Origin of the sequence: Ostreibacterium oceani (genome assembly GCF_009362845.1) — a bacterium.
GTDB classification, from domain to species: domain Bacteria; phylum Pseudomonadota; class Gammaproteobacteria; order Cardiobacteriales; family Ostreibacteriaceae; genus Ostreibacterium; species Ostreibacterium oceani.
Window position 1 is genome coordinate 89,956 of record NZ_WHNW01000001.1, and the last position, 25,487, is coordinate 115,442.

Annotated in this window: 21 protein-coding genes and 1 tRNA gene; 9 read left to right on the forward strand and 13 right to left on the reverse strand. The window is 45.0% G+C overall.

Features of this window, described 5'->3' with window-relative positions; genetic code table 11:
* Positions 1-63 precede the first annotated feature (63 nt).
* The 4 genes from GCU85_RS00395 to GCU85_RS00410 form a co-directional block, all read right to left on the reverse strand.
* Positions 64-420: a cupin domain-containing protein gene (locus GCU85_RS00395; protein WP_152808203.1), complete on the reverse strand. Its 357-nt coding sequence runs from the start codon at positions 418-420 to the stop codon at positions 64-66.
* 391 nt (positions 421-811) lie between these two features.
* Positions 812-2,005, reverse strand: a complete 1,194-nt coding sequence (locus GCU85_RS00400; RefSeq protein ID WP_152808205.1) for a winged helix-turn-helix domain-containing protein — start codon at positions 2,003-2,005, stop codon at positions 812-814.
* Between the two features lie 5 nt (positions 2,006-2,010).
* Complete coding sequence (locus GCU85_RS00405; RefSeq protein WP_152808207.1) at positions 2,011-2,448, reverse strand: GyrI-like domain-containing protein; 438 nt, start codon at positions 2,446-2,448, stop codon at positions 2,011-2,013.
* Positions 2,449-2,834: 386 nt separating this feature from the next.
* Positions 2,835-3,647, reverse strand: a complete 813-nt coding sequence (locus tag GCU85_RS00410; RefSeq protein ID WP_152808208.1) for a formate/nitrite transporter family protein — start codon at positions 3,645-3,647, stop codon at positions 2,835-2,837.
* Positions 3,648-4,166: 519 nt separating this feature from the next.
* Between GCU85_RS00410 and tig the strand changes: the two genes are divergently transcribed.
* The 6 genes from tig to GCU85_RS00440 all read left to right on the forward strand — a co-directional run bounded on the left by tig (position 4,167) and on the right by GCU85_RS00440 (position 11,339).
* Entirely contained in the window at positions 4,167-5,477 is a 1,311-nt protein-coding gene (tig, locus tag GCU85_RS00415) for a trigger factor (protein WP_152808210.1), read from the forward strand.
* A 199-nt stretch (positions 5,478-5,676) separates the two neighbouring features.
* Positions 5,677-6,285: an ATP-dependent Clp endopeptidase proteolytic subunit ClpP gene (clpP, locus tag GCU85_RS00420; RefSeq protein ID WP_152808212.1), complete on the forward strand. Its 609-nt coding sequence runs from the start codon at positions 5,677-5,679 to the stop codon at positions 6,283-6,285.
* A gap of 182 nt (positions 6,286-6,467) precedes the next feature.
* A complete protein-coding gene (clpX, locus tag GCU85_RS00425; RefSeq protein WP_152808214.1) occupies positions 6,468-7,709 on the forward strand; it encodes an ATP-dependent Clp protease ATP-binding subunit ClpX in 1,242 nt (413 codons plus the stop codon).
* 400 nt (positions 7,710-8,109) lie between these two features.
* Complete coding sequence (gene lon, locus GCU85_RS00430) at positions 8,110-10,491, forward strand: endopeptidase La (RefSeq protein ID WP_152808216.1); 2,382 nt, start codon at positions 8,110-8,112, stop codon at positions 10,489-10,491.
* 113 nt (positions 10,492-10,604) lie between these two features.
* Entirely contained in the window at positions 10,605-10,877 is a 273-nt protein-coding gene (locus GCU85_RS00435) for an HU family DNA-binding protein (protein WP_152808218.1), read from the forward strand.
* 385 nt (positions 10,878-11,262) lie between these two features.
* A tRNA-Asp gene (locus GCU85_RS00440) sits at positions 11,263-11,339 on the forward strand.
* A gap of 143 nt (positions 11,340-11,482) precedes the next feature.
* Here the strand turns inward: GCU85_RS00440 and GCU85_RS00445 are convergent.
* On the reverse strand, positions 11,483-12,946 hold the full coding sequence (locus tag GCU85_RS00445) for an aminotransferase-like domain-containing protein (RefSeq protein WP_152808220.1): 1,464 nt from the start codon (positions 12,944-12,946) through the stop codon (positions 11,483-11,485).
* A 188-nt stretch (positions 12,947-13,134) separates the two neighbouring features.
* Between GCU85_RS00445 and GCU85_RS00450 the strand changes: the two genes are divergently transcribed.
* Together GCU85_RS00450 and GCU85_RS00455 are read left to right on the forward strand one after the other, a co-directional pair.
* Positions 13,135-13,695, forward strand: coding sequence for a LysE family translocator (locus tag GCU85_RS00450; protein ID WP_218110443.1), 561 nt, complete (start codon positions 13,135-13,137; stop codon positions 13,693-13,695).
* Positions 13,696-13,752: 57 nt separating this feature from the next.
* Positions 13,753-14,406, forward strand: coding sequence for a pyridoxamine 5'-phosphate oxidase family protein (locus GCU85_RS00455; protein WP_152808224.1), 654 nt, complete (start codon positions 13,753-13,755; stop codon positions 14,404-14,406).
* Between the two features lie 43 nt (positions 14,407-14,449).
* On the opposite strand, the gene arsB is transcribed toward GCU85_RS00455, so the two are convergent.
* The 8 genes from arsB to GCU85_RS00495 all read right to left on the reverse strand — a co-directional run bounded on the left by arsB (position 14,450) and on the right by GCU85_RS00495 (position 24,326).
* Positions 14,450-15,595, reverse strand: coding sequence for an ACR3 family arsenite efflux transporter (arsB, locus tag GCU85_RS00460; protein ID WP_218110468.1), 1,146 nt, complete (start codon positions 15,593-15,595; stop codon positions 14,450-14,452).
* A 157-nt stretch (positions 15,596-15,752) separates the two neighbouring features.
* Positions 15,753-16,118: an ArsR/SmtB family transcription factor gene (locus GCU85_RS00465; protein WP_218110444.1), complete on the reverse strand. Its 366-nt coding sequence runs from the start codon at positions 16,116-16,118 to the stop codon at positions 15,753-15,755.
* Between the two features lie 304 nt (positions 16,119-16,422).
* On the reverse strand, positions 16,423-17,043 hold the full coding sequence (locus tag GCU85_RS00470; RefSeq protein ID WP_152808230.1) for an LPS-assembly lipoprotein LptE: 621 nt from the start codon (positions 17,041-17,043) through the stop codon (positions 16,423-16,425).
* Positions 17,040-19,637 carry a leucine--tRNA ligase gene (leuS, locus tag GCU85_RS00475; protein ID WP_152808232.1) on the reverse strand — a complete coding sequence of 866 codons (2,598 nt, stop codon included), beginning with the start codon at positions 19,635-19,637 and terminating at the stop codon, positions 17,040-17,042. Before leuS ends, GCU85_RS00470 begins: the two co-directional genes overlap by 4 nt.
* A gap of 104 nt (positions 19,638-19,741) precedes the next feature.
* The gene (gene lnt, locus GCU85_RS00480; RefSeq protein ID WP_152808234.1) at positions 19,742-21,355 is read right to left on the reverse strand and encodes an apolipoprotein N-acyltransferase; all 1,614 of its coding nucleotides are present in this window, start codon (positions 21,353-21,355) and stop codon (positions 19,742-19,744) included.
* Positions 21,334-21,549 carry a hypothetical protein gene (locus tag GCU85_RS00485; protein WP_152808236.1) on the reverse strand — a complete coding sequence of 72 codons (216 nt, stop codon included), beginning with the start codon at positions 21,547-21,549 and terminating at the stop codon, positions 21,334-21,336. The genes lnt and GCU85_RS00485 overlap by 22 nt, the downstream gene beginning before the upstream one ends.
* The gene (locus GCU85_RS00490; RefSeq protein ID WP_152808238.1) at positions 21,539-22,435 is read right to left on the reverse strand and encodes an HlyC/CorC family transporter; all 897 of its coding nucleotides are present in this window, start codon (positions 22,433-22,435) and stop codon (positions 21,539-21,541) included. The genes GCU85_RS00485 and GCU85_RS00490 overlap by 11 nt, the downstream gene beginning before the upstream one ends.
* Before the next feature lie 100 nt (positions 22,436-22,535).
* On the reverse strand, positions 22,536-24,326 hold the full coding sequence (locus tag GCU85_RS00495) for a chloride channel protein (RefSeq protein ID WP_152808240.1): 1,791 nt from the start codon (positions 24,324-24,326) through the stop codon (positions 22,536-22,538).
* 231 nt (positions 24,327-24,557) lie between these two features.
* Between GCU85_RS00495 and GCU85_RS00500 the strand changes: the two genes are divergently transcribed.
* A complete protein-coding gene (locus tag GCU85_RS00500) occupies positions 24,558-25,421 on the forward strand; it encodes a DMT family transporter (RefSeq protein ID WP_152808241.1) in 864 nt (287 codons plus the stop codon).
* Positions 25,422-25,487: the final 66 nt, after the last annotated feature.

Consider the following 25,487-nt stretch of genomic DNA (forward strand, 5'->3'; position numbering starts at 1 on the left):
GAATAGTGGGTGTTATAGCCGGCTGCTGCTGGGTGACGCAGCATTTTATGCCATTAAAATTGATTAGATACGAGTTTTGGGTGCAGCTTCGTGACCTGAATCACCAGAATTAGGTTCTCCTTTTGGCTCAATCAGTAACACTTTCACTTCGTTTTCAGCTCTCGGGCGATGAACAACCCCTTTGGGGACGACGAACAACTCACCAGCCTTGACCGTGTGGGATGGGCCGCCTTCAATATCTATTTGCATCTCACCTTCTAGCACGTAGAAAAAGTCGTCTGTGGTGTCGTGTTTATGAAATGGGTATTCTCCAATAAACTTGACTACCATAACATCATTGTCGTTGTAATCGGAGACCACATGTGGATCCCAGTGTGTCGAGAAACACGCCAATTTTTCCGCGAGATTTATTGATTTCATTGTTGTTATCCTATTGCTATTAAAGTGTACTGTAGAGTTTGTCAAAATTTTAACTGAAATTTTATATAAGAAGTTCTATGTGGAATTATAGGCTGATTTTTAAGCGTATGCCTAGGGCAATATTCTATTCAAATTCCAAGTGTCCTATATTTACGGCAATTGGGTATAATTACAATCGGTGGGTGTCCGATATTTACGGCACGTCTGTCAGTTATTGTCTGTTTTTCGGGTCTCGTGGCATTACCGCTAACGGTTTGCAGCTTGGCGAAATGGCGGAAATCGAAGCACAAAAGTTTAGTTTTGCACAAATATTCAATCGAAGAACTGCCGTTGAATTTAGCACTAAACCCGCTATTTTGTCAAACTGCTGTTGTGCGTTCGGCTTTTTGTTTTAGGTTAATAATTGTCTTATTTTATCTGTCAGTTTTGATGGACTAACTTTTGTCAATTTAATATGTTCACAACCATTAAAAGTCGCAAATGATTTTATAATTTTTACAAATGGTTTTTTCCATAATTCAATGTCAATGTTTGTGTTTTCAATATGCAAATGTATGATTTCAAATTCTTTTTCTTTTCGGTGAGCTTTGCAATCCACTCGTCCGATAAATGTGTCGCCAAATAAGATAGGTAAACAAAAATAGCCGTATTGCCTTTTTTCTTTTGGTGTATAGCATTCAATTTTATAATCAAAGTCAAAAAATTGCTTTACTCGGTCTCGATGAATAATTGAATTGTCAAATGGCGATAAAATACGAATGCTTGAATTGGTTTTGTTTAAGGGTTTTTCAAGTAAATTTTTATTCACAAAAACAGAAGGCATATTTTCAATATTTACTTGTTGTATTGTTCCTTCTTGAAGCATCGATTTTAATACTTTATCAACATTTTTTCGTATTAATTCTCCTGTTTTAAGGTGTGTGATTTGCTTTACGGTTGTAAATCCGTACGCATTTAAATAAGTTTTTACTAAATATTCTGCAAATTCAAGGTCAGTTGGTAAGGTTGTGTTAATTGATTTTGGTAAAACATTTTCAGTGAGGTCGTACGTTTTTTGCATTCCGTTTCTGCTCGAAATCATTAAATCGCCTTGTAGAAAAAGTCTTTCCAGTGCTATTTTTGTAGGTTTCCAGCTCCACCAACTTCCTGCTTTTTTTGTCTCATTTTCAAAATCTCTTGCTTTTTTTGGACCTTCTCCACGAATAGTGTCCAATACATATTTCATCACTTTTGCGTCTGCATTGTAATAATGCGTTTTGCTTTGTTTCACTTCTAACATTTGAGGTAATACAAAACGAAAATTTTTCATTGGAAGATATGATGCAGCGTGAAACCAATATTCAAACACTTTTCGTTCTTCAACTAACTCATCTAAATATTCCGTTGTATAATCGGGAATTCTTGTCCAAAGTGTGTGATGATGGGCTCTTTCAATAATTGACAAAGTATCAATTTGTAAATATCCGAGATGTTCTAATGCTTTAAGAACTGCATCTTTACCTTTTCCAAAAGGATATGGCTTTGTTAATCCTTGACTTTCTAATGTCAAAAAACGAAGTTGTCGTAAAGTCAATTCTTCCGTCATAAATTTTAATCAATAATTGAAATATAGGTTTCAATTTCTGCGTTGTCTCCGTCAAAATACTTTTGTCCGTGAACTGTTACATCTGCACGGTAAGCTCTTTTTAGTTCAGTATCCTGCCAAATTTCTGTCCAAGTTTTCAATATAGCTTCGGGCATTTTTCCTTTTGAAGTGTATTTTACATTTGAACCAATTGAAACGTTTCGTCCCACTAAATCATCTGGAATATTGTCCAATGTTGTTACAGGAAAGCCAATGATTAAGGTATATTTTCCTGTATAATCACTTTCGTAGTCTGTATAAACAGCATAAAATTCGTCACTTACTTTGTTGGGTATTTTGTCAGTGATGTTTTCTCCCCAAAACCTGCCCCAAAGCGTTTCAATGTCAACCATTGATTCGTTTGTCGTTTCAGTTGAGATGCCTATAATTTTGAAATCGTTCATATTTTTTTCGTTGGTTTGTTTTTGCAGAATGTTCGTTTAAGCTGACGCACAACATCCGAATAAACGAACATTCGTTTATCGGGGCTATAGGTTATGCTAAAAATTCGTTTATTCGTCATATTAAATGAGATATGGGCGCAAAGCAATCCTTGTTATTTAGTTTTCGTTAATAGTTGGCGCTGTAAAAATATTGGACAAACAATATAGAATAGACAAAATAGAACACTTGAAATTTAAATAAAATACAGCCCTCGGTATATCGTTCCAAATTAGCATCGAACTTTCCCTGAACGCTTTAATTGAGTTTGTATGTTCTAATTTGGTTGCAATAAATTTTTGGCTATCCAAGATATACGCTATATGCCAGTATGAAAATCAATGCATTATCAGCGAGTAGCGCGTAAGTAAATCACATAATAGACAAAGGCGACAAAGAATCCGCCGCCAACAATATTGCCGGCTGTGACGGGGATGAGGTTTTGTAGCATGTCGTTAAGGCCAATCAGGGGTTCGCTTTGTCCGGTAAAGCGCTGTAGTAACATCGCCATTGGGATGAAAAATAGATTGGCAATACTGTGTTCGAACCCAGCGGCCACAAACGCGGCAATAGGCAGGACGATGGCGGCTATTTTATCAATTACGCTGCGCCCGGCCATTGCCATCCAAATCGCCATGCAGACTAAAACATTACATAAGATACCTTTAAAAAAGGCGCTGCTCATTGATAGATTAATCTTTGCCTGTGCGATGTCAATATAGGTTTTTGCAACCGCGCCACCATTGGCATTGCCTTGCTCGGCGAAAAGTAACAGCAGCGCCAATCCTAACGCGCCAATGCCATTTCCAAGAAATACGATGCCCCAGTTTCGTAGTAATTGGGCCGTGGTGATTTTTTTATCCGCCCACGCCATGACTAATAAATTATTGCCGGTAAATAATTCCGCGCCGGCGATAACCACTAAAATCAAACCGAGCGAAAATACCAAACCGCCAAACCACTGCGTTACGGCAAAGGATAAGCTGGCATCGGCTTTCACCAATACAAAGCTCATCGCACCAAGGCCAATAAACGCGCCTGCTAATAATGCCAGCATGAATAGCGGCAGCCACGCAAGGTTTGCTTTCGTTACGCCAATGGATTCGACGCGCGCGGCTATTTCTTGTGGCGAGTAGGCATTAAAGTCAAATACGCTTTTCATGGTTTGTCGGTTTGCTGCTGGTTTGGTTGATAGTCGTTGGTTTTGATTGTATACGTCACTTTAGCATAAATGACGCCTCAGATACATAGGTTAGGTAGTAGCTTAGGTAATAGGCTAGGTAGTAGGCTAGATATATAGCAAAGCGAATAGGGAGATGAGCGTAGAGATGAACGGGTGTTATGCGATGATATTTGCGATGATTTTCTGGGGTTCGTTGGGTATTGATTGGGCATGTGATAGGGTGTTGATTGGGTGTTGATTGGGTGTTGATTAGGTGTTGATTAGGTGTTCTGTGGATATTCGGTGGGGAATTCGGTGGGAATTCGGTGGGAATTCATTGGCATTTTGCATTGATTAAGATACAATAATTCCCCTCGATTAGCTGGGCGTGGTTAAGCCCTAGGTTAGTGCTAAGTTAGGCGTTTAGGCTAGGTTTTTCGCTCAGTGTTTAATTGATGCCCCGCGAAGGGGTTTTGCGTGGTGTTAATCCACAATGGTATAATCAAATTAGGTAAAAACATGCAAGTTAAAGTCGATATTCTAGAAGGTCTACAACGTAAAATCACGGTGGAAATCCCAGCAGATCAGGTCAATGACCAAGTGATGACTAAGCTGAAAAAAGTACAAAAAACTACCAAGATGGATGGTTTTAGAAAAGGCAAAGTGCCGATGAAAGTCGTTGAACAAAAATACAGCGCTGCCGTGCGCCAAGAAGTCTTGGGCGATCTGATTGAAAAGACTTATGGCGAGGCCATTAAGCAGGAAAAATTAACCCCTGCCGCGCACCCGTCAATTCAACCAATTTCAGGGTTTGCGGCCAATGAGGCGTTTGTTTACGAAGCGCAAATTGAAGTCATTCCTGAGTTTGATGTCAAAGGACTTGATAGCTTGACGGTGAGAAAACCCATTGCCAAAGTCCTTGCCAAAGACGTCAAAGCCATGATTGATACACTACGCAAACAATCAGCAGACTGGCAAACCAGCGACGAACCTGCCGCCGAAGGCGACCGCGTGCTTATCAACTTTACTGGAACGATTGATGGCGAAGCGTTTGATGGTGGCAGTGCCGAAGATGTGCCTGTTGTCTTGGGCGCTAAGCAGATGTTGCCTGAGTTTGAGTCTGCGTTAGCAGGCAAAAAAACAGGGGATGATGTAGAGGCAACCGTCAATTTCCCAGCCGATTATCACGGCGAAGCGGTTGCGGGTAAAACAGCGCAATTTGCCATTCAAATCAAACAAGTTGAAACACCAAAACTACCGCGTGTTGATGAGCAATTTATCCGTCAATTTGGCATCGAAGAGCCAACCAAGGAAAACTTTGAAAACGTAGTCCGCGAAAATATGGAGCGTGAGTTAGAGACGGGCATTCGTCGGCAGATTAATCAGCAGGTCATGCAGCATTTAGTGGATGCGAATGATATTGTGGTGCCTGCTAGCATGATTGAAAATGAAAAGCAACGCATGGTACAAGAGACCAAGCTAGCCGAGCAAGTCAGTGACGAAGCACAGCGCAATAAAATCATAGAAGAGCAATTTGCAGCGCCTTCACGTCGTCGTGTTTTGTTAGGTCTGGTGATGGGGAAACTGTTTGAAGAAAAAGCCATTAGACCCGATGCCGAACGGGTTGAAGCGACTGTTGAGCGGCTGGCGGCAACGTATGAAAACCCGCAGCAGTTCCGCGATTACTTCCATAATAACGCGCAAGCGGCGGAAAAAATTTACGCACAAGTCATGGAAGAGCAGCTCATCGATGAAATTTTGGCCAATGCCGAGATAGTCGAAGAAAAAAAGAGCTTCGATGAAGTGATGAAGGGCGAAAACGCCGCGTAATTGACTGTTTTCAGGTGGTAGCAGTAGGCGATAGATAGGCGATAAGCCACTGATCGCGCTGTCGCCATGTGACTACTATGTTGCTGCTATGTTGGCGCATGAACTGACTTACGACATGGTATGGCACGGCACAGGCTTGGGCGTTATTGCGTATGCTTTTTCTCGTTAATTTTTACCCATGAACAAAACTGAGGGGACAATGAATCTAATGAATACCCAAGCATTTATGCCAATACCGATGGTGGTAGAGCAAACGGGGCGTAGCGAACGCGCTTATGATATTTATTCGCGTTTACTGAAAGAGCGGATTGTTTTTTTGGTCGGGCCTGTCACAGACGAAACGGCTAATTTGGTTGTTGCACAGTTGCTTTTTTTAGAAGCAGAAAACCCAGAAAAAGAAATCGCACTATACATTAATTCACCAGGTGGATCGGTGTCTGCGGGGCTTGCAATCTATGACACCATGCAGTTTATTAAACCCGATGTATCAACGATGGTAATTGGCCAAGCGGCGTCAATGGGGGCATTTTTACTCAATGCAGGCACGCCGGGTAAGCGCTATGCTTTGCCGAATTCTCGTGTCATGATTCATCAGCCCTTAGGCGGATATCAGGGGCAAGCAACCGATATTGATATTCACGCCAAAGAAATACTCAAAATTCGCGATAATCTAAATAAAATCATGGCAAAACATAGTGGTCAATCGATAAAAACCATTGCCAAAGACACCGACCGCGATAATTACATGAACGCAGACGAGGCAAAAAAATATGGCTTGATTGATCGCGTTGTCACCCAGAGAAGTTAGCGTGCCGCTAACTGACGCTGGCACCTGTTGCGGTAAATAAGCAAAACAGTTGAGTAAAACAATTGAGTAAAACAATTGAAATAGTGAGCGGTCAAAACAATCAAAAGCCATTGGCGTCGAGCAGCTAAAACTGTCCGATAACTGTGCAATAACCGTGCGATAAGCATTGATAAAGTAGGTTTATGAGTAAAAAAGAAAAAGAATTAGTCTGTTCATTTTGTGGGCGTAATCGAATAGACGGTGGTGGCTTGTTGACAGGTGACCAAGCGGGTGTGGCTATTTGTCGTATTTGTTTGTCAGAGGGGATGGCGGTATTTTCTGATGCGGAGTTAGATGATGAAATCGAAGCCCAAATGGCAGAGGATTTTGCGTTTGCAGAGGAATCTTTTTTATTGGCCAAGCCACAACAAATCACCGCGCACCTAGACGACTATGTGATTGGTCAGGACGCGGTAAAAAAAATCTTAGCGGTCGCCGTTTATAATCACTATAAACGCTTGCTGCATGGGGATAAAAGCACGGTTGAAATCGGCAAGTCCAATATTTTGTTAGTTGGGCCCACTGGCTCAGGTAAAACTTTGCTGGCGGAAACGCTAGCCAAAACACTGAGAGTGCCGTTTGCCGTGGCTGATGCCACCACCTTAACCGAGGCAGGTTATGTCGGTGAAGATGTTGAAAATATCATTCAGCGATTATTGCAACACGCCGATTACGATGTGGAAAAAGCCCAGCGCGGCATTATCTATATCGATGAGGTTGATAAAATCGCCCGTAAATCTGAAAATATGTCGATTACACGGGATGTGTCGGGTGAGGGTGTGCAGCAAGCGCTACTCAAGATTATTGAAGGCACAGTCGCCTCAGTGCCTCCACAAGGCGGTCGCAAGCATCCTAACCAAGAAATGATTCAGGTCGATACCTCCAATATTTTATTTATTTGTGGTGGTGCGTTTGCAGGCATTGACCGCATTATTCAAGACCGTGTTGAAAAAGGGAGTATTGGTTTTTCGGCCAATATCAAGCGCCCTGACACGACTTTGGATAAGAATACGTTGTTACAATGCGTAGATACCGACGATTTGGTGCGTTTTGGCTTAATCCCTGAGTTTGTGGGGCGATTGCCGATGCGTGCGATTTTAAATCCCCTTGATGAAGCCACGTTGGTCACTATCCTGACAAAACCCAAAAATGCCCTGACTAAGCAGTTTGAATATTTATTTGCGCTGGATGATTGCAAGCTCTCTTTTACAAAAGGCGCGCTCAGGGCAATTGCCAAGCAAGCCATCTTAGAGAATACGGGCGCGCGTGGATTACGATCTATTATTGAAAAAATCTTGCTGGATGTGATGTATGATTTGCCTGTCGATAAGATGGCGCAATTCACCGTTGATGAAAAATTTGTCAAAAAACAATTGTACGGTTAGGTGTCGCCTGTTGGTGTAGCTGCCTTGTCGTAACTTGGTTGCCCTTGTTACCTTCCTTGTTGCCCTCCTTGTTGCCCCTTGGTAGCTGGTTAACTGGTTAGCTGGTTAGCCCCTTGTCGCTACTGCACCACGCTATTGCATGTGCCACGCTACTGAGTCGCACTATTGAGCCGCACTATTGAGCCGCACTATTGAGCCGCACTATTGAGCCACATTAGTGCATTATATTATACTGCTACACTATTGCGCGGCAGGTTGGCTTGTGGATTGCTTTGTGGATTGCTCTGTGGATTGTTTGATTATCTTGTAACGGGCGGTTAAAATGTCAACTCGTCGCCTTGATTTTGTCTAGCCCACCCCAATATACAGATTAACGATTAATATTTAAACAGGTATTCTCATGAAATATAATGTCTTACCCTTGCGCGATGTGGTTATTTACCCAGGCGTGGTTGCGCCGCTTTTTGTGGGGCGAGAAAAATCAATTCAGTCGATAGAGGCGGCTGCTCACGAAAAGATGCAAATCGTGTTGGTGACACAAAAGTCCGCCGAGGTTGAGCAACCCAAGCCAGACGATGTCTATCAGATTGCCACCTTGGCAGATATTATCCAGATCATGAAGCTACCCGATGGCACGGTTAAATTGTTGGTCGAAGGGCGTTCACGCGTTGAAGTCGATGCCTTTTTGGACGATGACTTGATGCAATGTGAAGCCACTGAGTTGGCCGAAAACAACCACATCAGTGAAGCAGAAGCAAAGTCTATTCGAAAAATTTTATTGGGTTTATTTGAGCGCTATATCAAAACCCAGCAAAAAGAATCAAATGAATTGGTGAAATTAATTAATGACATTGATGACACGGGGTTATTTTGCGATGCAATTGCCTCGCATTTGCAAATAAAAGTCAGCGATCGGGTGGATTTGTTGCTTAAAACGGATATTCAGGATCGTGCCGCAACACTGGCGACGCTGATTGAGCAAGAGCTCGGTGTTTGGGCATTGGAAAAATCCATACGCAACCGCGTCAAAGAGCAAATGGACAAAAATCAAAAAGAATACTACCTCAATGAGCAGGCCAAAGCGATTCAAAAAGAGCTAGAAATCTTGGATGAAACCAAAAGCGATTTTGGACAGGTAGAGGCAGACATTCGCGCGGCAAAAATGCCCGAAGTGGTCGAGAAAAAATGCCTAGATGAGCTTGATAAACTAAAACGCATGCCGCCAATGTCCTCAGAAGCCACTGTGTTGCGAAACTATCTAGAAAACATGGTTGACTTCCCGTGGTCAAAATCAACGGCGCTACACGACAATTTGGCGCAAGCGCAAGACATCCTTGATGCGTCGCATTTTGGTTTGACCAAGGTGAAAGAGCGGATTGTGGAGTATCTTGCCGTGCAGCAGCGCAAAAAAAAGCCCTCGGGCAGTATTTTGTGTTTGGTTGGGCCACCAGGCGTGGGTAAAACCTCAATTGGTAAGAGTATCGCTGAGGCGGTCAATCGACAGTATATCCGTGTCGCATTAGGCGGTGTGCGTGACGAGGCTGAGATTCGTGGGCATCGCCGAACCTACATTGGCGCGATGCCAGGCAAAATAGTACAAAATATCACCAAGGCAGGTGTCAATAACCCGTTGTTTTTGCTCGATGAGGTCGATAAGATGGGGATGGATCATCGGGGTGACCCAGCTTCTGCCATGCTAGAAGTGCTGGACCCTGAGCAAAATCATACGTTTAACGATCACTATATGGAAGTTGATATTGATTTATCTAATGTGATGTTTTTGGCCACCGCAAACAGCACCAATATTTCAGGTCCCTTACTCGACCGTATGGAGTTGATTCGTATCCCTGGCTATACCGAGGGTGAGAAATTTTCGATTGCTAAGCAGTATTTGTTACCCAGAAATATTGAGCGTAGTGGTCTAAAAGCAAATGAAATCAGCATGACAGATAAAGCGTTGAGTTTGATTGTTTCGGATTATACGCGTGAAGCAGGCGTGCGTCAGTTAGACCGTGAAATCGCCAAAGTATGCCGCAAAGTGGTGACCAAAATTGCGTTGAGCGATTGTGATAAATGCGCCATCAGCCAGAATAATTTGGCTGACTTTTTAGGGGTGGCGAAATACAAACGCGATACGGCCGCGCAAACGGCGAGTATCGGTCGTATTAGTGGCTTGGCATGGACATCTGTTGGTGGTGAGTTGCTAAATATCGAAGTCGCTGTCCTGCCAGGAAAAGGCAAGGTGGCGCTGACAGGCAAGCTAGGCGAAGTGATGCAAGAGTCCGTACAGGCCGCGATGACGGTTGTTAAATCGCATGTCGCGGATTTGGGTGTGTCGGCTAAGTTTTTCCAAGAGCATGACTTTCATATCCACTTACCTGAGGCGGCTACGCCCAAAGACGGACCAAGCGCTGGCGTGGCGATTGCCACGGCGTTACTATCAGCGGTGATGCAAGTGCCGATTAGTCATACGATTGCGATGACAGGTGAGGTGACTTTGCAAGGCAATGTGCTTGAAATCGGGGGATTAAAAGAAAAATTATTCGCCGCGGCGCGTGAAAATATTGAGCGTGTTTTCATCCCAGAAGCCAATGCGAAGGATTTGGCGGAAATACCCGCTGAAATCCTATCTGCGCTAAATATTAAGCCCGTTAGCAAAATCGAGAGCGTTTTTGCAGAGGTTTTTTCTAATCAGCTGAATAAAAAGAGCAAAAAAGAAAGCCCCATGCCGTTGGTCGAAAAATACATGCAAACAAACCAAGCTTCAGAGTCCACGCATTGACAAATTAACTTAAAAATACATTGACAGATTTTAGGGTTTTAGGTATAAATTTAGCCTGTTATTCCGCACTGGATATAACGTTTCAATAAACAACAATTAAAGGTAGCATAAGGATGAATAAAACAGAATTAGTCGACTCAGTCGCAAAATCAGCAGATATTTCAAAAGCAGCCGCTAACAGAGCCGTGGATGCGGTCGTTGAATCAGTCACTAAAGCCCTTAAAAAAGGGGATAAGGTTACATTGATTGGTTTTGGTACCTTTGAGGTTCGTAAGCGTGCCGCGCGTACTGGTCGTAACCCACGTACGGGTGAAGAGCTCAAAATCAAAGCCTCTAAAGTACCAGCATTCAAAGCAGGTAAACAACTTAAAGACGCTGTTAAGTAATTTTCGCTAAGTAATTTCCGTTAGGTAATTACTTAGTTGTTATGGCAGAGGGTGCTTGCGGTTACTAGCAAGCACCCTTGGTTTATATGGTGGTTTGTATAGTTGGCTTATATGCTTGGCTGATAAGCCACTTACAAGCTGATTACAAGCTAACTGCACGCTAACTGCACACTGATGCTTGTCAGATTGGCGCAGTGAGGCGCCCTGCTTGTTGCTAGGTCTTATTGCATAGGTTTTATTGCATAGGTCTTATTGACTTACTGCCTTAGTGCCTAGCATACGGGTCACCATGATGGCGGATCATATAGTCAGCGATAATAACTGGCTGTAATCGTTTGCCATCAGTTTACCATCAGTTTGCCATAATAGGTGTCTAGCACTTATTGGAGCGGTAGTTCAGCTGGTTAGAATACCTGCCTGTCACGCAGGGGGTCGCGGGTTCGAATCCCGTCCGTTCCGCCAATACCAAAAACCCACATAGTCATTGATGATTATGTGGGTTTTATTTTGCCTGTCTGTTTACTGTGTCTGTTTGCTATATGCGCCTACCAGTTAGGTTTAACGGTCTCGCCTGCCTATTTGACCTAACAGAGTTTACTAAACGACTACGCAGTTAATGTTTTTATTGCATGTATGAATGAGTCAAGTTCTTTGGCATAACTTGCATCATCGAGCAGGGTGTGCCCAAGGAGTAGGTGCTGGCAATCTTGAAAACGATATACGCTTATGCCCAGTTCATGCTGTTTGAAATGCTCACTTAACTGCCTTGAATCTAAATCAGAAAACCGATCATCTAAACGTAAACTGATATTCATGCCGCTGATAGAATCCGTAATTGAGAAGTAACCTTTTGCATAGCGCTGCAAATAATCGCACGCGCGCTTGCGGCGGAAATTGTACACGGCACGGCAATGGGCTAGATGTGTGCTGAGATAACCATACTGCATAAAAAGCCCCAGTTGTTGCTGCTGCAAATAACTGGCTTGCAATCCGAGTGTATTCATTGCCGAAACAATAGGTGAAATGAGTGCAGGCGGTACGACGAGCCAGCCCATTCGAAGCGCCGGCATGAGTAGTTTGCTCATGGTGCCGATATGAATAATATGCGCAGCGCGGGAGGTCGCCAAAATAGACGGCGGTGGGTGATGGTTATAGCTGTATTCGGCGGCATAATCATCTTCAATGAGCCAGCTTTGCCACGCTTGCGTTGCTTGGACGAGCGCCTGCCTTCGCGCTGGTGTCATTGTAATGCCAGTTGGAAATTGAATTGCGGCACTGGTGATGACTATTTTTGGCTGTTGTTTTTTATGTCTTATATTCACAGGTACTTGCATTCCCTGATTATCTAATGGCGAGGTGATTATGTCTAATCCAGCTTGTTTTAGCGCAGAGACTGTTCCAGTCCAGCAAGGTGATTCTACTAGGGCGATATCTCCGCTATTGCAAAGCAACGTGGCAAGCAAGCTTTGTGCGCCTTGGCTGCCAGTTGTGATGATGACTTGCTGCGGTTGCACATTCGTAATGCCGCGGTATTGTGCAAGAAACGTGCATAACTGTTGCTTAAGTAATGGTAAGCCGCCATCACGGTGATACCATTTCGGGCTGCTGTTTAATGCCATCGCTGCGACGCGTTGCCATTGTTTAAGTGGAAATAAACGAAAATCAGGCATGCTCGGTGTCAGTGGAAATTCTCTCGTTTGACTTCGGTTTGGATAGTTGCGGCTGTTCGCGATGCGTTGTCCGCGTGTCGATAACGCTATTTTTGGTGGTGTCGCATGTGATTTTTTCGACTGGTCGGGGGGAGGTGATTGCGTACTTGGTACGCAAACCCGCGTCCCCCCTTTACCAAACCCGGCGACGATGGCGTCAAGTTTTAGCATGTCATAGGCTTCGACCACTACGCCACGGGAAATGTTCAGTGTTGCGGCCAGCTGCCGTGTGGCTGGAAGGCGCTCATGATACGTCAGTTGTCCTTGCATTATTTGTTGATGCAACAATTGATATAGCTGACGCGCTAATGCAATGGTGCCGTTTGGTTGTAGTTGCAGCTGTGCTATGTCGATTGGCATTATGGTCTATTTGTTGTTCGTTTATGGTTCTTTATATTAAACCATAATAAGTTATCATGAGTAAACAAATTGCGTACTTGTAGAGGCGAACTTATTACCTTGCAAGGTCAGCAGTATTTAATCTAACGAGGTGATGTATGACAGCAACGTATTTTGTATCCTGGCTTTTAGTAATGGCGCCGTTAGTGATGAGTCCAGGACCTGCCAACTTGGTATTTGCCGCAAGTGGTGCAAAATTTGGTGTGCGCAACTCTGTTGCTTTACTGGTAGGGGTTGATTTAACTTTTGTGCTGTATTCGATTATTTTTGGATTTGGGCTGGGGTATTTTTTACAAGAAAATGCGTTCATTTACAGCGCGGTTAAAATTATCGGTGTGGGATATTTGTTATACCTAACTTACAAGTTCGTGAAATCACCGATGATTCATCATCAAACGGCAAATGGTGATAAAACACAGGATCGCTATACTTTTATGGATGGTGTGATTGTGAACCTAACGAACCCTAAAGCTTGGGCGATGTTAATAACTATGTTTGCGGTGTTTGTTGACGGCAGCTTTGATGAGACGCTGCAAATCTGGCTTTTAGTTGCCTGGTTATTCGTGTTAAACGTGTTGACGCATTTTTTGTGGATCTACATGGGCAGTCAGCTGGTAAAACTGTTAGGCGATGCGCGATATGAATTTTTAATTAGAGTACTTTTTGGTGTGTGTATGCTGGCGGTGGTCGTTTGGTTATTGCTCGAATAACTGCGCCAAGGGGATTTGTAAAATAGACAAGATAATTATTTATAGCAGGTGAAACAAATGAAAAATTCCAGCATAGCGGTCAGACAAGCAAGACAACGTGCGCACTATGACCAAGAAACACTGTATGACATCATTGATGCGGCGTTGATGGCAGTGGTCAGCGTCACCATTGACGCAAAGCCCATTGCCATACCAATGGTGATTGCGCGCATAGATAATGCGATTTATTTACATGGCTCGAATCAGTCGCGCCTCATGAAGCATTTAGCGTCCGGTGCGCCGGTGTGTATCTGCATCGCGCACCTTGATGGATTGGTAGTGGCGCGCTCTGGTATGCATTGTTCAGCGAATTATCGTTCGGCGGTGATTCATGGCCAAGGCACTGTCATTGCCGATGAAGACAAAGCGCAATTGCTTTATGACATTGTCGAGCGCATTATTCCTAATTCACGCCATGATTTTCGCGAGCATTTAGCGAAAGAGGTAAAAGCGACTACTTTGATTGCCATTGAGCTTGATCAATTTGCCTGCAAAATACGCACGGGCAGACCAAAGGACGATGACGCGGATCTAAATTTGCCCTATTGGGCGGGCGTCATTCCAGTAGAGCAGAACTTTGGAGCGCCAATTGATGCGCCAGATTTGCCAGAGAGCATTGAAACCCCAGCGTATGCCATAAATTATCGGCGCCATACTAGCCATAATGTTTAGTGAACCAATTTAGTCGCCGATTACTGACTTGCCCGTTGAGTGATTAATCAAACCAATGCTGGGTTTTTTTACAGATGGCGACGAGGAGCAGCATCAACGGAACTTCGATTAATACCCCGACGACGGTGGCAAGTGCTGCGCCCGAAGATAACCCGAATAACATGACAGCGGTGGCGATGGCGACCTCAAAGTGGTTTGAGGCGCCAATCATCGCGGCAGGGGCGGCGTCTTGGTATGAAAGTTTGAGCCATTTGGCTAGGGCATAGCCAATGGCAAAAATAACCAGTGTCTGTAGCGTTAGCGGGACGGCAATCCACAGAATAGTCAGCGGGTTTGCTAAAATTTGCTCGCCTTTAAAGCTAAACAATAGCACCAAAGTAATCAATAAGGCAGTAATCGTAATGGGCGTGAGTACGCGTAAAAATCGTTGGTTAAACCACGCTTCGCCACGACTTGCGATGAGCCATTTGCGTGACGCATAGCCTGCCGCGAGGGGCAATGCAACATAGACCATAACCGATAACAATAGGGCTTGCCAAGGAATCGGTAGTTGTCCAACGCCTAATAAAAAACCGCCCAATGTGCCGTAAAGTACCAACATCAGTAGTGAGTTAATGGCGACCATAACCAACGTCAGCGCGTCGTTGCCACGGGCTAAATACCCCCAGACTAAGACCATCGCCGTACACGGCGCAATCCCTAGTAAAATACAGCCAGCAAAATAACTACGCCACAATGGGATTTCTAGCATTTTAACGCCTTCGTGGAGTACAACAGTGCCGACACCGTGCGTTGCCCCCACGGGTAAGTCGAGCCCAAATGGCATTTTTACCAAATCCATCGCCGTATCGCCGATAAAGCCATAAAATAAAAAACCTAAGAAAAATAGGGCAATGCCATACATCGTAAACGGCTTGATGCACCAATTGATGAATAAGGTCAGCAATACGGGGCGGTGGCTTTTCCCTGCTTTGACAACCGCATCAAAATCGATTTTGACCATGATGGGGTACATCATAAAAAACAGGCAAATGGCAATCGGAATAGAAATCACGGGGGCGCCATTGACATGAATCGCCATGCTATCCAATTGGGTTGCTAAATTTGGCGCGATTTTACCGAGTGCAATACCGATGATGATACAGCTACCGACCCAAACGCTTAGGTAGCGTTCAAACAGGCTTTTCATTTGTCGATTGTTGTCTGAGGGATTGTCTGTCGCATGGTTTGTTGCGTTGTTTGGTGCATTGTTTGAGGTGCTGTTTTTGTTCATTTTTATGGCTCTCGTTATCGGCTTTCGTTATTGGTTTTCGTTATTGGTTTTCGTTATTGGTTTTCGTTATTGGCTAATGCGTTGATAATTTACATAGTTTTTGGTCGGCGGCACTGGCGACGATAATCGCTGCCAATCGTGTGGTATCTGCTTGGCAAGTCGCATCGGATTGAAAGGTTTGAATTAGCGTGGGTTGTAGTGCTTGTACCAGGGGATTGTCGGTATTTAAGCGATAATATACCCAGCGCCCCTGTTTGTTCCGCCGCACCCAATCCGCCGCAATTAATAGCGCCATATGGCGGGTTATTGTTGCGTTGGCAAAGCCGAGTAATTCACTGAGATGACAGGCACATAGCTCGTCGTAGGTGCATAATGCTGCGATAATTCGCAAGCGACTGAGGTCGGATAGGGCTTTGAATTGTTGAGACATTTTATTCATGATTTTATTCATGGTTAGTGGTGCGGCTTAGTGTTTTTTGCATTTTAATTTTTTATAGTTTAATAGTTAGCTAATTAACTAACTATTAGTTTACGGTGAGTGTTGCCGCTTGTCAATACAAAGTGTCAATACAAGGCGCCGATACAAGGTGCCGATGCAAGGTGCTGGTTATCGGTATCGGATTATTTGCCTTGAAGTCGTTGCGGGGTAGGCTACTAGGTTAACGTGATTGGGGGCGTGATTGGGGGCCTGATTGGTATAGGGGCTGGATGAAACAGAGGTTGAATGAGGCAGGGCTAGCGATTTAAAAAGCAGTTAAATAGTGCATGATGCGGTAGGCTAAATCGCGCTCAGCGCTGTCTTGGGTGATTTTGGATTGTTCTTCGCCTGCAAGGACTTTGCGGTCGTCTAATTGTACATGGCGTGTCGAGCTGAGTTGACGCTGCCCGAGCTGAACGCCACTTTGCAAATCGGTTACGGTTACCGTGGTGGTATAGATGCGTTCGTACTCTTTGAGGGAGGCATCGCTAGACAAGGCAATTTGTCTAGATTGGGTTGTAACGGGTGTGATGTTGACCGCAATGCTGGCGTCATCGATATTGGCGACGGTTTTGCCGCCATTGACGTTGATTAATCGCTCTAGTTGCCTAGATAATCCGTTGTTTTTCAGTGTGTCAATCGGGTTGACGTAGGTGCTGTCAAATCGCGTTGAAAGCTGTGTGGCGGTTCCTTTGAGCTGAAAGCCACAGCCGAGGTTGCCTAACATCAACAGACACGACAGACACAACAAAATCCATTGCATGTAGCCGCGTGGCTGTGGCTTTGTTAATAAGCTTGGTACCATTTGCGGCTGTCCCATTTGCGGTTGTCTCATTAGCGGTCGTGTCGTTTGCGTCTGTGTCGTTTGCGCCCATTTTTTTATCATGGATTTGCCTTAACGACGATATTGACTAATTTTTTCGGCACGACAATAACCTTGACAATCGTTTGGTCGGCAATAAATTTTTGGACATTTTCATTCGTGATGGCGAGGTCTTCGATGGTTTCGCGGGCGGCATCAACGCTTGCATGGATTTTGCCACGCATTTTCCCGTTAACTTGCACAACGAATTCGATTTCGCTTTGCACTAGGGCGCTGTCATCGACTTGGGGCCAAGGGGTGTCGAGTATGTCGCCGTTAAAACCGAGTGCAGGCCACAAGGCGTGAGCAATATGCGGTGTAATAGGGGCGAGCAAACGCAGCAAAATATGATAAGCCTCGCAACGCAATGTATTAGATTCATTGTCTGTGCCGTCAAGGTCAGAAACCGCGTTGTAAATTTTCATACAGGCTGATACGACTGTATTGAATTGCTGCTTTTCAAAATCGGCGTTGGCTTGTTGCAAGGTTTGATGGATTAAGCGCCGCGCGTTTTGCAGTTTGGTATTGCCATACTGTGCTAAAGGGAAGGCTGACTGCGCGGATTGGATATGGGTTTGGTGCTTTTCGGCGTAATGCCACACTTTTTTTAAAAACTTGTGCGCGCCTTCTACGCCTGAATCAGACCATTCTAGCGACTGCTCTGGCGGTGCGGCAAAGGCAATAAACAAACGCACGGTGTCAGCGCCGTATTGCTCAATGAGTTGTTGTGGGTCGGCACCATTGTTTTTGGATTTTGACATTTTTTCGGTCTTGCCGATGGTGACGGGAAGTCCATCCGTTTTACAGATGGCGGCGGTGGCTTTGCCTTTGCTATCGTGCTGAATGTCTAGATTGTCGGGGTTGAAATAGGTTTTGGAACCATCGCTGTTGTCGCGGTAGTAAGTCGGTGCAACCACCATCCCTTGTGTCAATAGATTTTTAAACGGCTCATCGCTGCTGACTAAGCCCTCGTCACGTAGGAGTTTGTGGAAAAATCGTGCGTATAACAAGTGCAGAATTGCGTGCTCAATCCCACCAATATATTGATCGACAGGCAACCAATAATTGGCGCGTTCATCGAGCATGGCGTGGTGATTGTCTGGGCAAGTGTAGCGGGCATAATACCAAGATGATTCCATAAAAGTATCAAAGGTGTCGGTCTCGCGGGTAACGGCTTCGCCAGTGGCTGAGTTTGTCGTGTGTAAAAACTCAGGCATGTGCTTTAGTGGTGAACCACTGGCGCTGACCGTGACTGACTCAGGTAATCTAACGGGTAAGTCACTGTCAGGCACGGGCTCAGTGTCGCCCGCTTGGTTGAGATAAAATGGAATCGGTGCGCCCCAGTAGCGCTGGCGAGAAACGCCCCAATCGCGTAAACGATAGTTGGTTTTTTTGCTGGCAAGGCCTTTGCTGATGAGTGTATCGGCAATGCGCGCAAACGCCGTGTCAAAATCGAGCCCACTGAATTCGCCTGAGTTAATGGTCGTGCCAACGTGGGTGTAGGCAGATTGCCAGTCAAAATCTGCTGGGGCTTGGATCACTGGATTAATGGGTAATTGGTATTTTTGTGCAAATTCAAAGTCGCGTTGGTCGTGCGCAGGTACCGCCATCACGGCCCCTGTGCCATAAGACATTAAGACAAAGTTGGCGACCATAATGGGGATTTTTTCTTGTGTCAATGGGTGTGTTGCGTATAAACCCGTTGCCATGCCGAGTTTTTCCATGGTCTCCATATCGGCTTCGGCGGTTGAGGTTTGGGATATTTTGCGACAAAACTCAGCCAGCGTTGGGTCTTGTTCGCACTGGGCTTTGGCTAGCGGGTGATTGTATGCAATTGCCATATAAGTCACCCCATACAGGGTGTCGGGTCGGGTGGTGAATACCCGTAGTGTTTCGGTGCGGTCTGCGACGGCAAAATCGACTTCTAACCCAACCGATTGACCAATCCAATTGCGCTGCATGATTTTGACCTTTTCAGGCCACTCAAGGTCGGCATTATCCAAGCTGTGTAATAATTCATCCGCATAATCAGTGATTTTAATAAACCATTGTGGGATTTCTTTTTTCTCAACGAGCGCGCCCGAACGCCAGCCACGGCCGTCGATGACTTGTTCGTTGGCGAGTACCGTTTGATCGACAGGATCCCAGTTTACCTCGGATAATTTTTTGTAAACCAGTCCTTTTTCATACAAGCGGGTAAAAAACCATTGCTCCCAATGATAATAACTGGGGTCGCAGGTGGCTATTTCGCGTGACCAATCATACCCAAAACCCAGTGTTTTGAGTTGTTGTTTCATATACGCGATATTGTCATAAGTCCATTGGGCGGGCGGCATGTTGTTTTTTATTGCGGCGCCTTCGGCAGGCAAACCAAAGGCATCCCAACCCATAGGCTGGAGTACGTTTTTGCCTTGCATTCGTTGATAGCGACTAATAATGTCACCTAGTGTGTAGTTGCGTACGTGGCCAATGTGCAGCTTGCCACTGGGGTAGGGGAACATACACAGGCAGTAGAATTTTTCTTTGTTGGGGTCTTCGGTGACTTTGAAACGGTCATTGTCTGCCCAGTCTTGCTGTGCTTGTTTTTCGATAGTAGCAAAGTGGTAGTTTTTTTCCATAGGGATTATAGGATTATCAATAGGTTATGGTTAGGTAATGAATGGTTTTCTGTGCAAGGTCTATGCTCTGCTCTGGTTATGCATCGGGCTGATTGCGCATCGGGCTAGTTACGCATCGCTCTAGTTACGCAGTGCATGATACCAATTATCATCAGGCTATACAATACTAACCCTAGGCGATCACCAAACCGACTGTATGGCGTAACGGCGTGGCTGGGTGTAAACTCACCAACGACCATGCCGCTGTCAAAGGCAGGTGTAGTCTGGGTGATTTGCCCATCGGCATCAATGATGGCGCTGATGCCATTGTTGGTGGCGCGAAGCATGGGTTTTTGATTTTCGATAGCACGCATACGCGCGATATTGAGGTGTTGTGGTTGTGCTTTTGAACGGCCAAACCAGCCGTCATTGGACAAGTTGACGAGGGCTTGTGCTTGGCGAGCGTTTTGACGGATTTTATCGCCAAAGACAGCCTCAAAGCAAATGCTAGGCGCCAGCTCAATCCCCGCGACAGTAAACGCTGGCTGTACCGTTTCGCCCCGCGAAAAATCAGACATGGGGATGGTGACATAGTCTCTGAAAAAGTCAAAAAAACCGCGCATGGGCAGATATTCACCAAAGGCCAATAAATGGGATTTGTAATAAAATTGATTGGTGTCAGCGATTGACTGTGCTGGTGCTTGAGTCGGTGCGAGTGTCTGAGTTGGTGCGGGTATTTGTTTGGCAGTTTGTGCAAAAATAGCATTATAAATGGTGATAAATTCATCGGTGGTATGCGGAACACCGCTAATAAAGTCAAATTGATAATCGGTTTGCATTAATTGGATGCGTTCACGCACATAGGGCACTTGTTCGTAGAAATACGGAATGGCCGTCTCGGGCCAAACGACTAAATCAATGGCATCCGCGTGTTTTTCTAGTGCCGCTTGGGTCAGTCTGTCGTATTGGATAAGGCTTTGATCCATTGTTTCGGGGTCAAATTTCGTGATAACATCCATATTGCCTTGAATCAAAGCGGCAGTGATTGGCGTTGGTGCTGGCTGGCCGATGACTGAACTAGCTGGTGGACGACTGACTAAGGCGATAGCAACCAGAACTGTCATCAGGTAAATGCCGATGGCAATGGTTTTGAGATTGTTTCTGATTTGTAGTTGGCATAGGGTGACAGTCATTAAAAGTAAAAAACTCACAAAAAATACGCCACCTACGCGCGATAAGTAAGCCAGCGGTGTTTCAATGGTAGTATAGCCTAGCGATAACCACGGAAATCCAATAAAAAAAACACTGCGAACCCATTCTAATCCAGCAAAAACAGGGGCAATTAAGCACAGTCGATGATTGATTGATTTGGCGAGTTTGACGACCAAAAAACTGCCCAGCGCATAGTAGAGTGATAAATACAAAATAACGCAAGCATTGGCAAATACTGCAAAATATAGCGGCGCACCGCCAAAAGCATCCATACTAATATAAATCCAATTTAGCCCATATCCGAATAGCCCTAAGCCAAAACAATAACCAAAAACAAGCGCAGATTTTGGCGATAAACGAACCAATAACCCACTAAAAATAGCCAGCACACTGAGCGCCGTGATTGTTGGCAGCCACGTTAAGGCGATGTCATGCCTTGCATCAAAAGTCAGCGCCAAAATAAACCCCAACAATACGGCGATAACGTAGCGCCATTTGCTGTGGGTTAGCCGTGTGATGCCTTGCATAGCGTTTTGGGGTAAAGTTTGTTGGTGTAAGGCTTGTTGGTGTAAAGTACCAAGGACATGTTGCCCCGTGTCGTTGCCGTTTTTTCCATCGTTTTTGCGATGACCTTTGCCATGGTTTTTGCCGCCATTTTTGCAACGGTTTTTGCGATGGTTTTTGCGAAACCCAATCGGCAGAAAACAGGATTATTTGGCATCAGTGTCTGGGTCGTTCAGTGGCGGGTTGTTCAGTAGTGGATTGTCAGGCGGTGGGTTATCTAGCGGCGGCTTGACAACCAGCGCTAAAATACGCCGTTCATCGGCCTCTTTGACGATAAAGTCAAAACCAGCGAGGCAGATTCGTTCGCCTTGGTTCGGCACATAGCCAAATTGGCTAAGGATTTGTCCGCCAATGGTATCCGTCTGGTCGGCATCGAATTGGCTGGCGAAAAAATCATTGAAATCATCAACCTCGGTGAGTGCGTTGACCCAATAGCTGGTGTTATCCAGTTTTTTAATTTGCTCACCCACACTCAAATCATACTCATCATCAATGTCACCGACAATTTCTTCGAGGACATCTTCGATAGTGACTAAGCCTGAAACATCACCGTATTCATTGGTTACGATGACCATATGCACCCGCTGAAAACGAAATTCACGTAGCAAAATGTCTAGCGGCTTGGACTCTGGGATGAGCTTGACTGGGCGCATAATTTGCTGGATGTCAAATGAAATGCCCTGCTGGTACACGTAATTGAGTAGGTCTTTGGCAAGTAAAATGCCGATGATTTCGTCATTGTGCTCAATAGGAAAGCGTGAGTGTCCACTGACCATCACTGCATCGATGATTTGGTCAAAGGTTAGCTCAGGGGAGACGGTGACCATCTGAGATTTTGGAATCATCACATCGCGTACCCGTTGCTCTGAAACGGATAATACACCTGCCATCATGGCGGCTTCTTCGTGGTCGATGATATTGTTGTCTTGTGCTTCTTGGAGGTATTCTCGCAAGTCCGCTTTGCTGTTTTGTTTCGTCAGCCATTGGCTGAGTTTTTGTAAAAAGTTACGTTGCGTCCTCGACGGAGGCTGGTCATCATTCATTATTGGGTTGCTCAGTTGTTAAACACAGCGATATATTTTAAACGGTTTTTCGCTATTTGCCTATAACATCTCGCACTATTTGCGCAAAAAATATCCATGCTTAGTCGCTTGGCGATTTTTGTGTGGCGTTTTCTTGGTCTCTTAGCATGGTGAGCATGTCAAAATAATAATCAAATAATGCCTGCTGATGCAAGACACCAAGGAGTACGGGGTTGTTCTCGCCGTCTACGATAGGGAGAAAAGGGGCATTGGTTTTTTTCATGGCTTGCAGGGCTTGCCAGACAGAAGTCGTTGGGTACAGATGGTTATCCGCAGGGTTGGTGGCTGCGACGAGATCTGTATCGTCTGGATGGTCTAGCTGGAATAATTTTAAATCCAAAAAATGCAATTCGCCAAGCAGATTATTATCCTCATCAATTACAAAAGCCGTCTCTGCGTTGTTATCCGCCATTTGCGTTTCTGCTTGTTTGAGTGAGGTGGCTTGGTCAATGCTGAGTTGGTCGTGCGAAATCAATGAATAAATGCTGTGGGTTTCTGCATAGCGTTGGTCGCGTCCAGCGTCGACGTCAAATCCTCGTGATTTTAACAGGACATCAAAATAAGAACTAGTCCCCATAAAACGAAACGATACGATATTGGCGATAACGACCGCTATCATCACGACGCTAATGATGTGGAAATTGCCTGTTAATTCGATGGTAATGACGATCATGGTAATGGGGGCACCCAGCACTGAGCTAAGCATCGCTGCCATGGTCGTTAGAATGAGTATTTGTGGGTCTTGAATTTGATAAGGCGAATAAGTGTTAACTAGTGTAACCAACAGCCCACCAAGGGCAAGCCCGATAAAAATCGCACCGCCAAATATACCGCCAGGCACACCAAAACCAATAGCGGCAACGGTTGCGATAAATTTGAGCACAAACAGCACCAATAAAATGCTGACTAAAGTTAGTTCGGCTTGGATGATTTGTTGTTGCGCACTGGTGTTTACCCCGGCAATTTGTGGGTAAAACGCAATAATTAGCGCCGTAATGCTCGCGGCAATCAAGAGCTGCCGGACATGGGAAATCTGTCGTTGGTGACAAAATCGCTGTACGTGCAGAATCGAGCGAATCAGAAAAATGCCAACCAGTGCGGCCACTGCCCCCGCGATGGCGGCGAATAAGTAATGGCTGGGGATAGGGGTAAATGCCGCTCCCATATCAAAAACAATAGTCCGTTCAAAAAAATAGTGACTAATGGTATAAGCCGTTACGGCGGCAATCGTAATGGGTGCAAAAGCACGTACGGAAAAAAAACGAAAAAGGACTTCGTGTACAAATAAAACCGCTGCTAACGGCGCATGAAATAGTGCCGCAATTGCCGCCGCTGCCCCTGCACCCAAGCTAATATGCACAAATTGTGGGTGTATCCATTTGACTTTATGCGCCCAATAACCAATCCCTGCGCCTAATTGCACGCTAGGGACATAGTGCCCAACGGAAAACCCCAGCCCGATAGAGAAAATTGACGCGACTGCACCCAAGACACAGGCCGAGGCATTGATTTTCCCTTGATTGGTGTGAATGCCCGTAATTAAATCGGCTGGATTGTGTTGGCGTTTTTCAGGGATTCGGTTAATCAGTAAATAAATAAACGGAACCGCTAAAAAAGGACCAGTGGCATAAATCAACGATTGATTGATACTAATCCACTGGGGTAGTTGCTGAGATAACTGCTGAGATAGGTGCTCAGTCAACGCCTGCCAATACACGGATAAGTGAATAAAGGCAAATTCGTAGCCTGCCGTGATAATGGCAATCACGGCCCCTAGCAATACCGAAAAAACAATAATGCCTAGGCTGTTTTGCAGCGTAGAAAATGACGGTAAGCGGTTAGTGGTTGACATTGGGTTATTGTATGCTAGATAGGCATTAAGTCAAACCACTCAAGCAAACCACTCAAGCAAACCACTCAAGCAAACCACTCAAGCATAGCCTGGTATGTGTTTTCTATCTGCGATGTCGATACTTGATTATAACGCGTGGATAGTATTGGCGTTTGTCAATTAGGCTGTTACAATTGATTTTGGTCTAAGTTTTTATTATTTCCTTGTTGCACAGCCTGTGAGTGTGAGTGTATGCCGATAAATCAGCCTTTGTTATTGTTAGCGATTGGTGCCGTCTTGTTTGGGTCGGGGGGGCTGTTGGTTGCTTTTATTGATCTCAGCTCATCGGCGATTGCGTTTTATCGTATGGCGGTTGCTGCATTGGTCTTTGCGTTACTCATGCGAATGCGAAACGAATCCTTTGCCATTAATGGGTTTGCGTTGCTGTTTGCGGGGCTTTCGGGCGTTTTTTTGGCGATTGACCTGATTTTGTGGCATGAGAGTATTAAAACCATCGGCCCAGGCATCGCAACGACCTTAAATAGCCTGCAAGTCTTTTTTATGGCGGCTTTTGGTTTGTTGCTCTATCAAGAAAAGCCCTCGATGCGGTTGTTAGTCGCATTGGTGTTGTGCTTTTTGGGGGTGGTGTTGCTGTGTGGTATCGAAATCCAACAAACGGATCAAGGCTTTTATGGCGTAATGGTCGGTGTGTTATCGGCGGTGGCGTTTGCTGTCTCTATGTTATTTCTTAAAACCGTTGCCTTGCATCAAAAGCGTAGCTTGTACAATACGGTTTTTTATGCGTCGATGATGGGCGCGAGCTTTATCGCTGTTTATGGCGCGCTGAGTTTTGATGATTTTCGCATACCTAATGTCAGTACCTTGTTACTGGTTGTCTGTTATGGCGCGATTATTCATGTGATGGGGTGGTTTTTGATGGCAAAATCTATTCCGCAGCTACCGTTGGCTTTGGTTGGGATGGTGATGTGCTTGGAACCTGTGGTTGCTTTTGTTGCCGATGTGGCGTTGTTGCAAAAACATATCGCCGCGATTCAGTACGTAGGTGCTGTGTTGGTTATTTTATCCATTGTGATGCATTCGCTTAAAAAACGATAACCGTAAAACAATGATTACTTATGCGATAAGCCAAAATGCGATAAGCCAAAATAAATGACCAGCATC

What these genes read in the sequence shown, in the direction of transcription:
- GCU85_RS00490 (WP_152808238.1), bottom strand. Translation starts at nt 22,435, where the DNA reads ATGAATGATGACCAGCCTCCGTCGAGGACGCAACGTAACTTTTTACAA.
- GCU85_RS00465 (WP_218110444.1), bottom strand. Translation starts at nt 16,118, where the DNA reads ATGAATAAAATGTCTCAACAATTCAAAGCCCTATCCGACCTCAGTCGC.
- tig (WP_152808210.1), top strand. Translation starts at nt 4,167, where the DNA reads ATGCAAGTTAAAGTCGATATTCTAGAAGGTCTACAACGTAAAATCACG.
- GCU85_RS00410 (WP_152808208.1), bottom strand. Translation starts at nt 3,647, where the DNA reads ATGAAAAGCGTATTTGACTTTAATGCCTACTCGCCACAAGAAATAGCC.
- clpP (WP_152808212.1), top strand. Translation starts at nt 5,677, where the DNA reads ATGAATCTAATGAATACCCAAGCATTTATGCCAATACCGATGGTGGTA.
- GCU85_RS00485 (WP_152808236.1), bottom strand. Translation starts at nt 21,549, where the DNA reads ATGCCAAATAATCCTGTTTTCTGCCGATTGGGTTTCGCAAAAACCATC.
- lnt (WP_152808234.1), bottom strand. Translation starts at nt 21,355, where the DNA reads ATGCAAGGCATCACACGGCTAACCCACAGCAAATGGCGCTACGTTATC.
- leuS (WP_152808232.1), bottom strand. Translation starts at nt 19,637, where the DNA reads ATGGAAAAAAACTACCACTTTGCTACTATCGAAAAACAAGCACAGCAA.
- GCU85_RS00500 (WP_152808241.1), top strand. Translation starts at nt 24,558, where the DNA reads ATGCCGATAAATCAGCCTTTGTTATTGTTAGCGATTGGTGCCGTCTTG.
- arsB (WP_218110468.1), bottom strand. Translation starts at nt 15,595, where the DNA reads ATGAAAAGCCTGTTTGAACGCTACCTAAGCGTTTGGGTCGGTAGCTGT.
- lon (WP_152808216.1), top strand. Translation starts at nt 8,110, where the DNA reads ATGAAATATAATGTCTTACCCTTGCGCGATGTGGTTATTTACCCAGGC.
- GCU85_RS00470 (WP_152808230.1), bottom strand. Translation starts at nt 17,043, where the DNA reads ATGATAAAAAAATGGGCGCAAACGACACAGACGCAAACGACACGACCG.
- GCU85_RS00455 (WP_152808224.1), top strand. Translation starts at nt 13,753, where the DNA reads ATGAAAAATTCCAGCATAGCGGTCAGACAAGCAAGACAACGTGCGCAC.
- GCU85_RS00395 (WP_152808203.1), bottom strand. Translation starts at nt 420, where the DNA reads ATGAAATCAATAAATCTCGCGGAAAAATTGGCGTGTTTCTCGACACAC.
- GCU85_RS00400 (WP_152808205.1), bottom strand. Translation starts at nt 2,005, where the DNA reads ATGACGGAAGAATTGACTTTACGACAACTTCGTTTTTTGACATTAGAA.
- GCU85_RS00445 (WP_152808220.1), bottom strand. Translation starts at nt 12,946, where the DNA reads ATGCCAATCGACATAGCACAGCTGCAACTACAACCAAACGGCACCATT.
- GCU85_RS00450 (WP_218110443.1), top strand. Translation starts at nt 13,135, where the DNA reads ATGAGTCCAGGACCTGCCAACTTGGTATTTGCCGCAAGTGGTGCAAAA.
- clpX (WP_152808214.1), top strand. Translation starts at nt 6,468, where the DNA reads ATGAGTAAAAAAGAAAAAGAATTAGTCTGTTCATTTTGTGGGCGTAAT.
- GCU85_RS00405 (WP_152808207.1), bottom strand. Translation starts at nt 2,448, where the DNA reads ATGAACGATTTCAAAATTATAGGCATCTCAACTGAAACGACAAACGAA.
- GCU85_RS00435 (WP_152808218.1), top strand. Translation starts at nt 10,605, where the DNA reads ATGAATAAAACAGAATTAGTCGACTCAGTCGCAAAATCAGCAGATATT.
- GCU85_RS00495 (WP_152808240.1), bottom strand. Translation starts at nt 24,326, where the DNA reads ATGTCAACCACTAACCGCTTACCGTCATTTTCTACGCTGCAAAACAGC.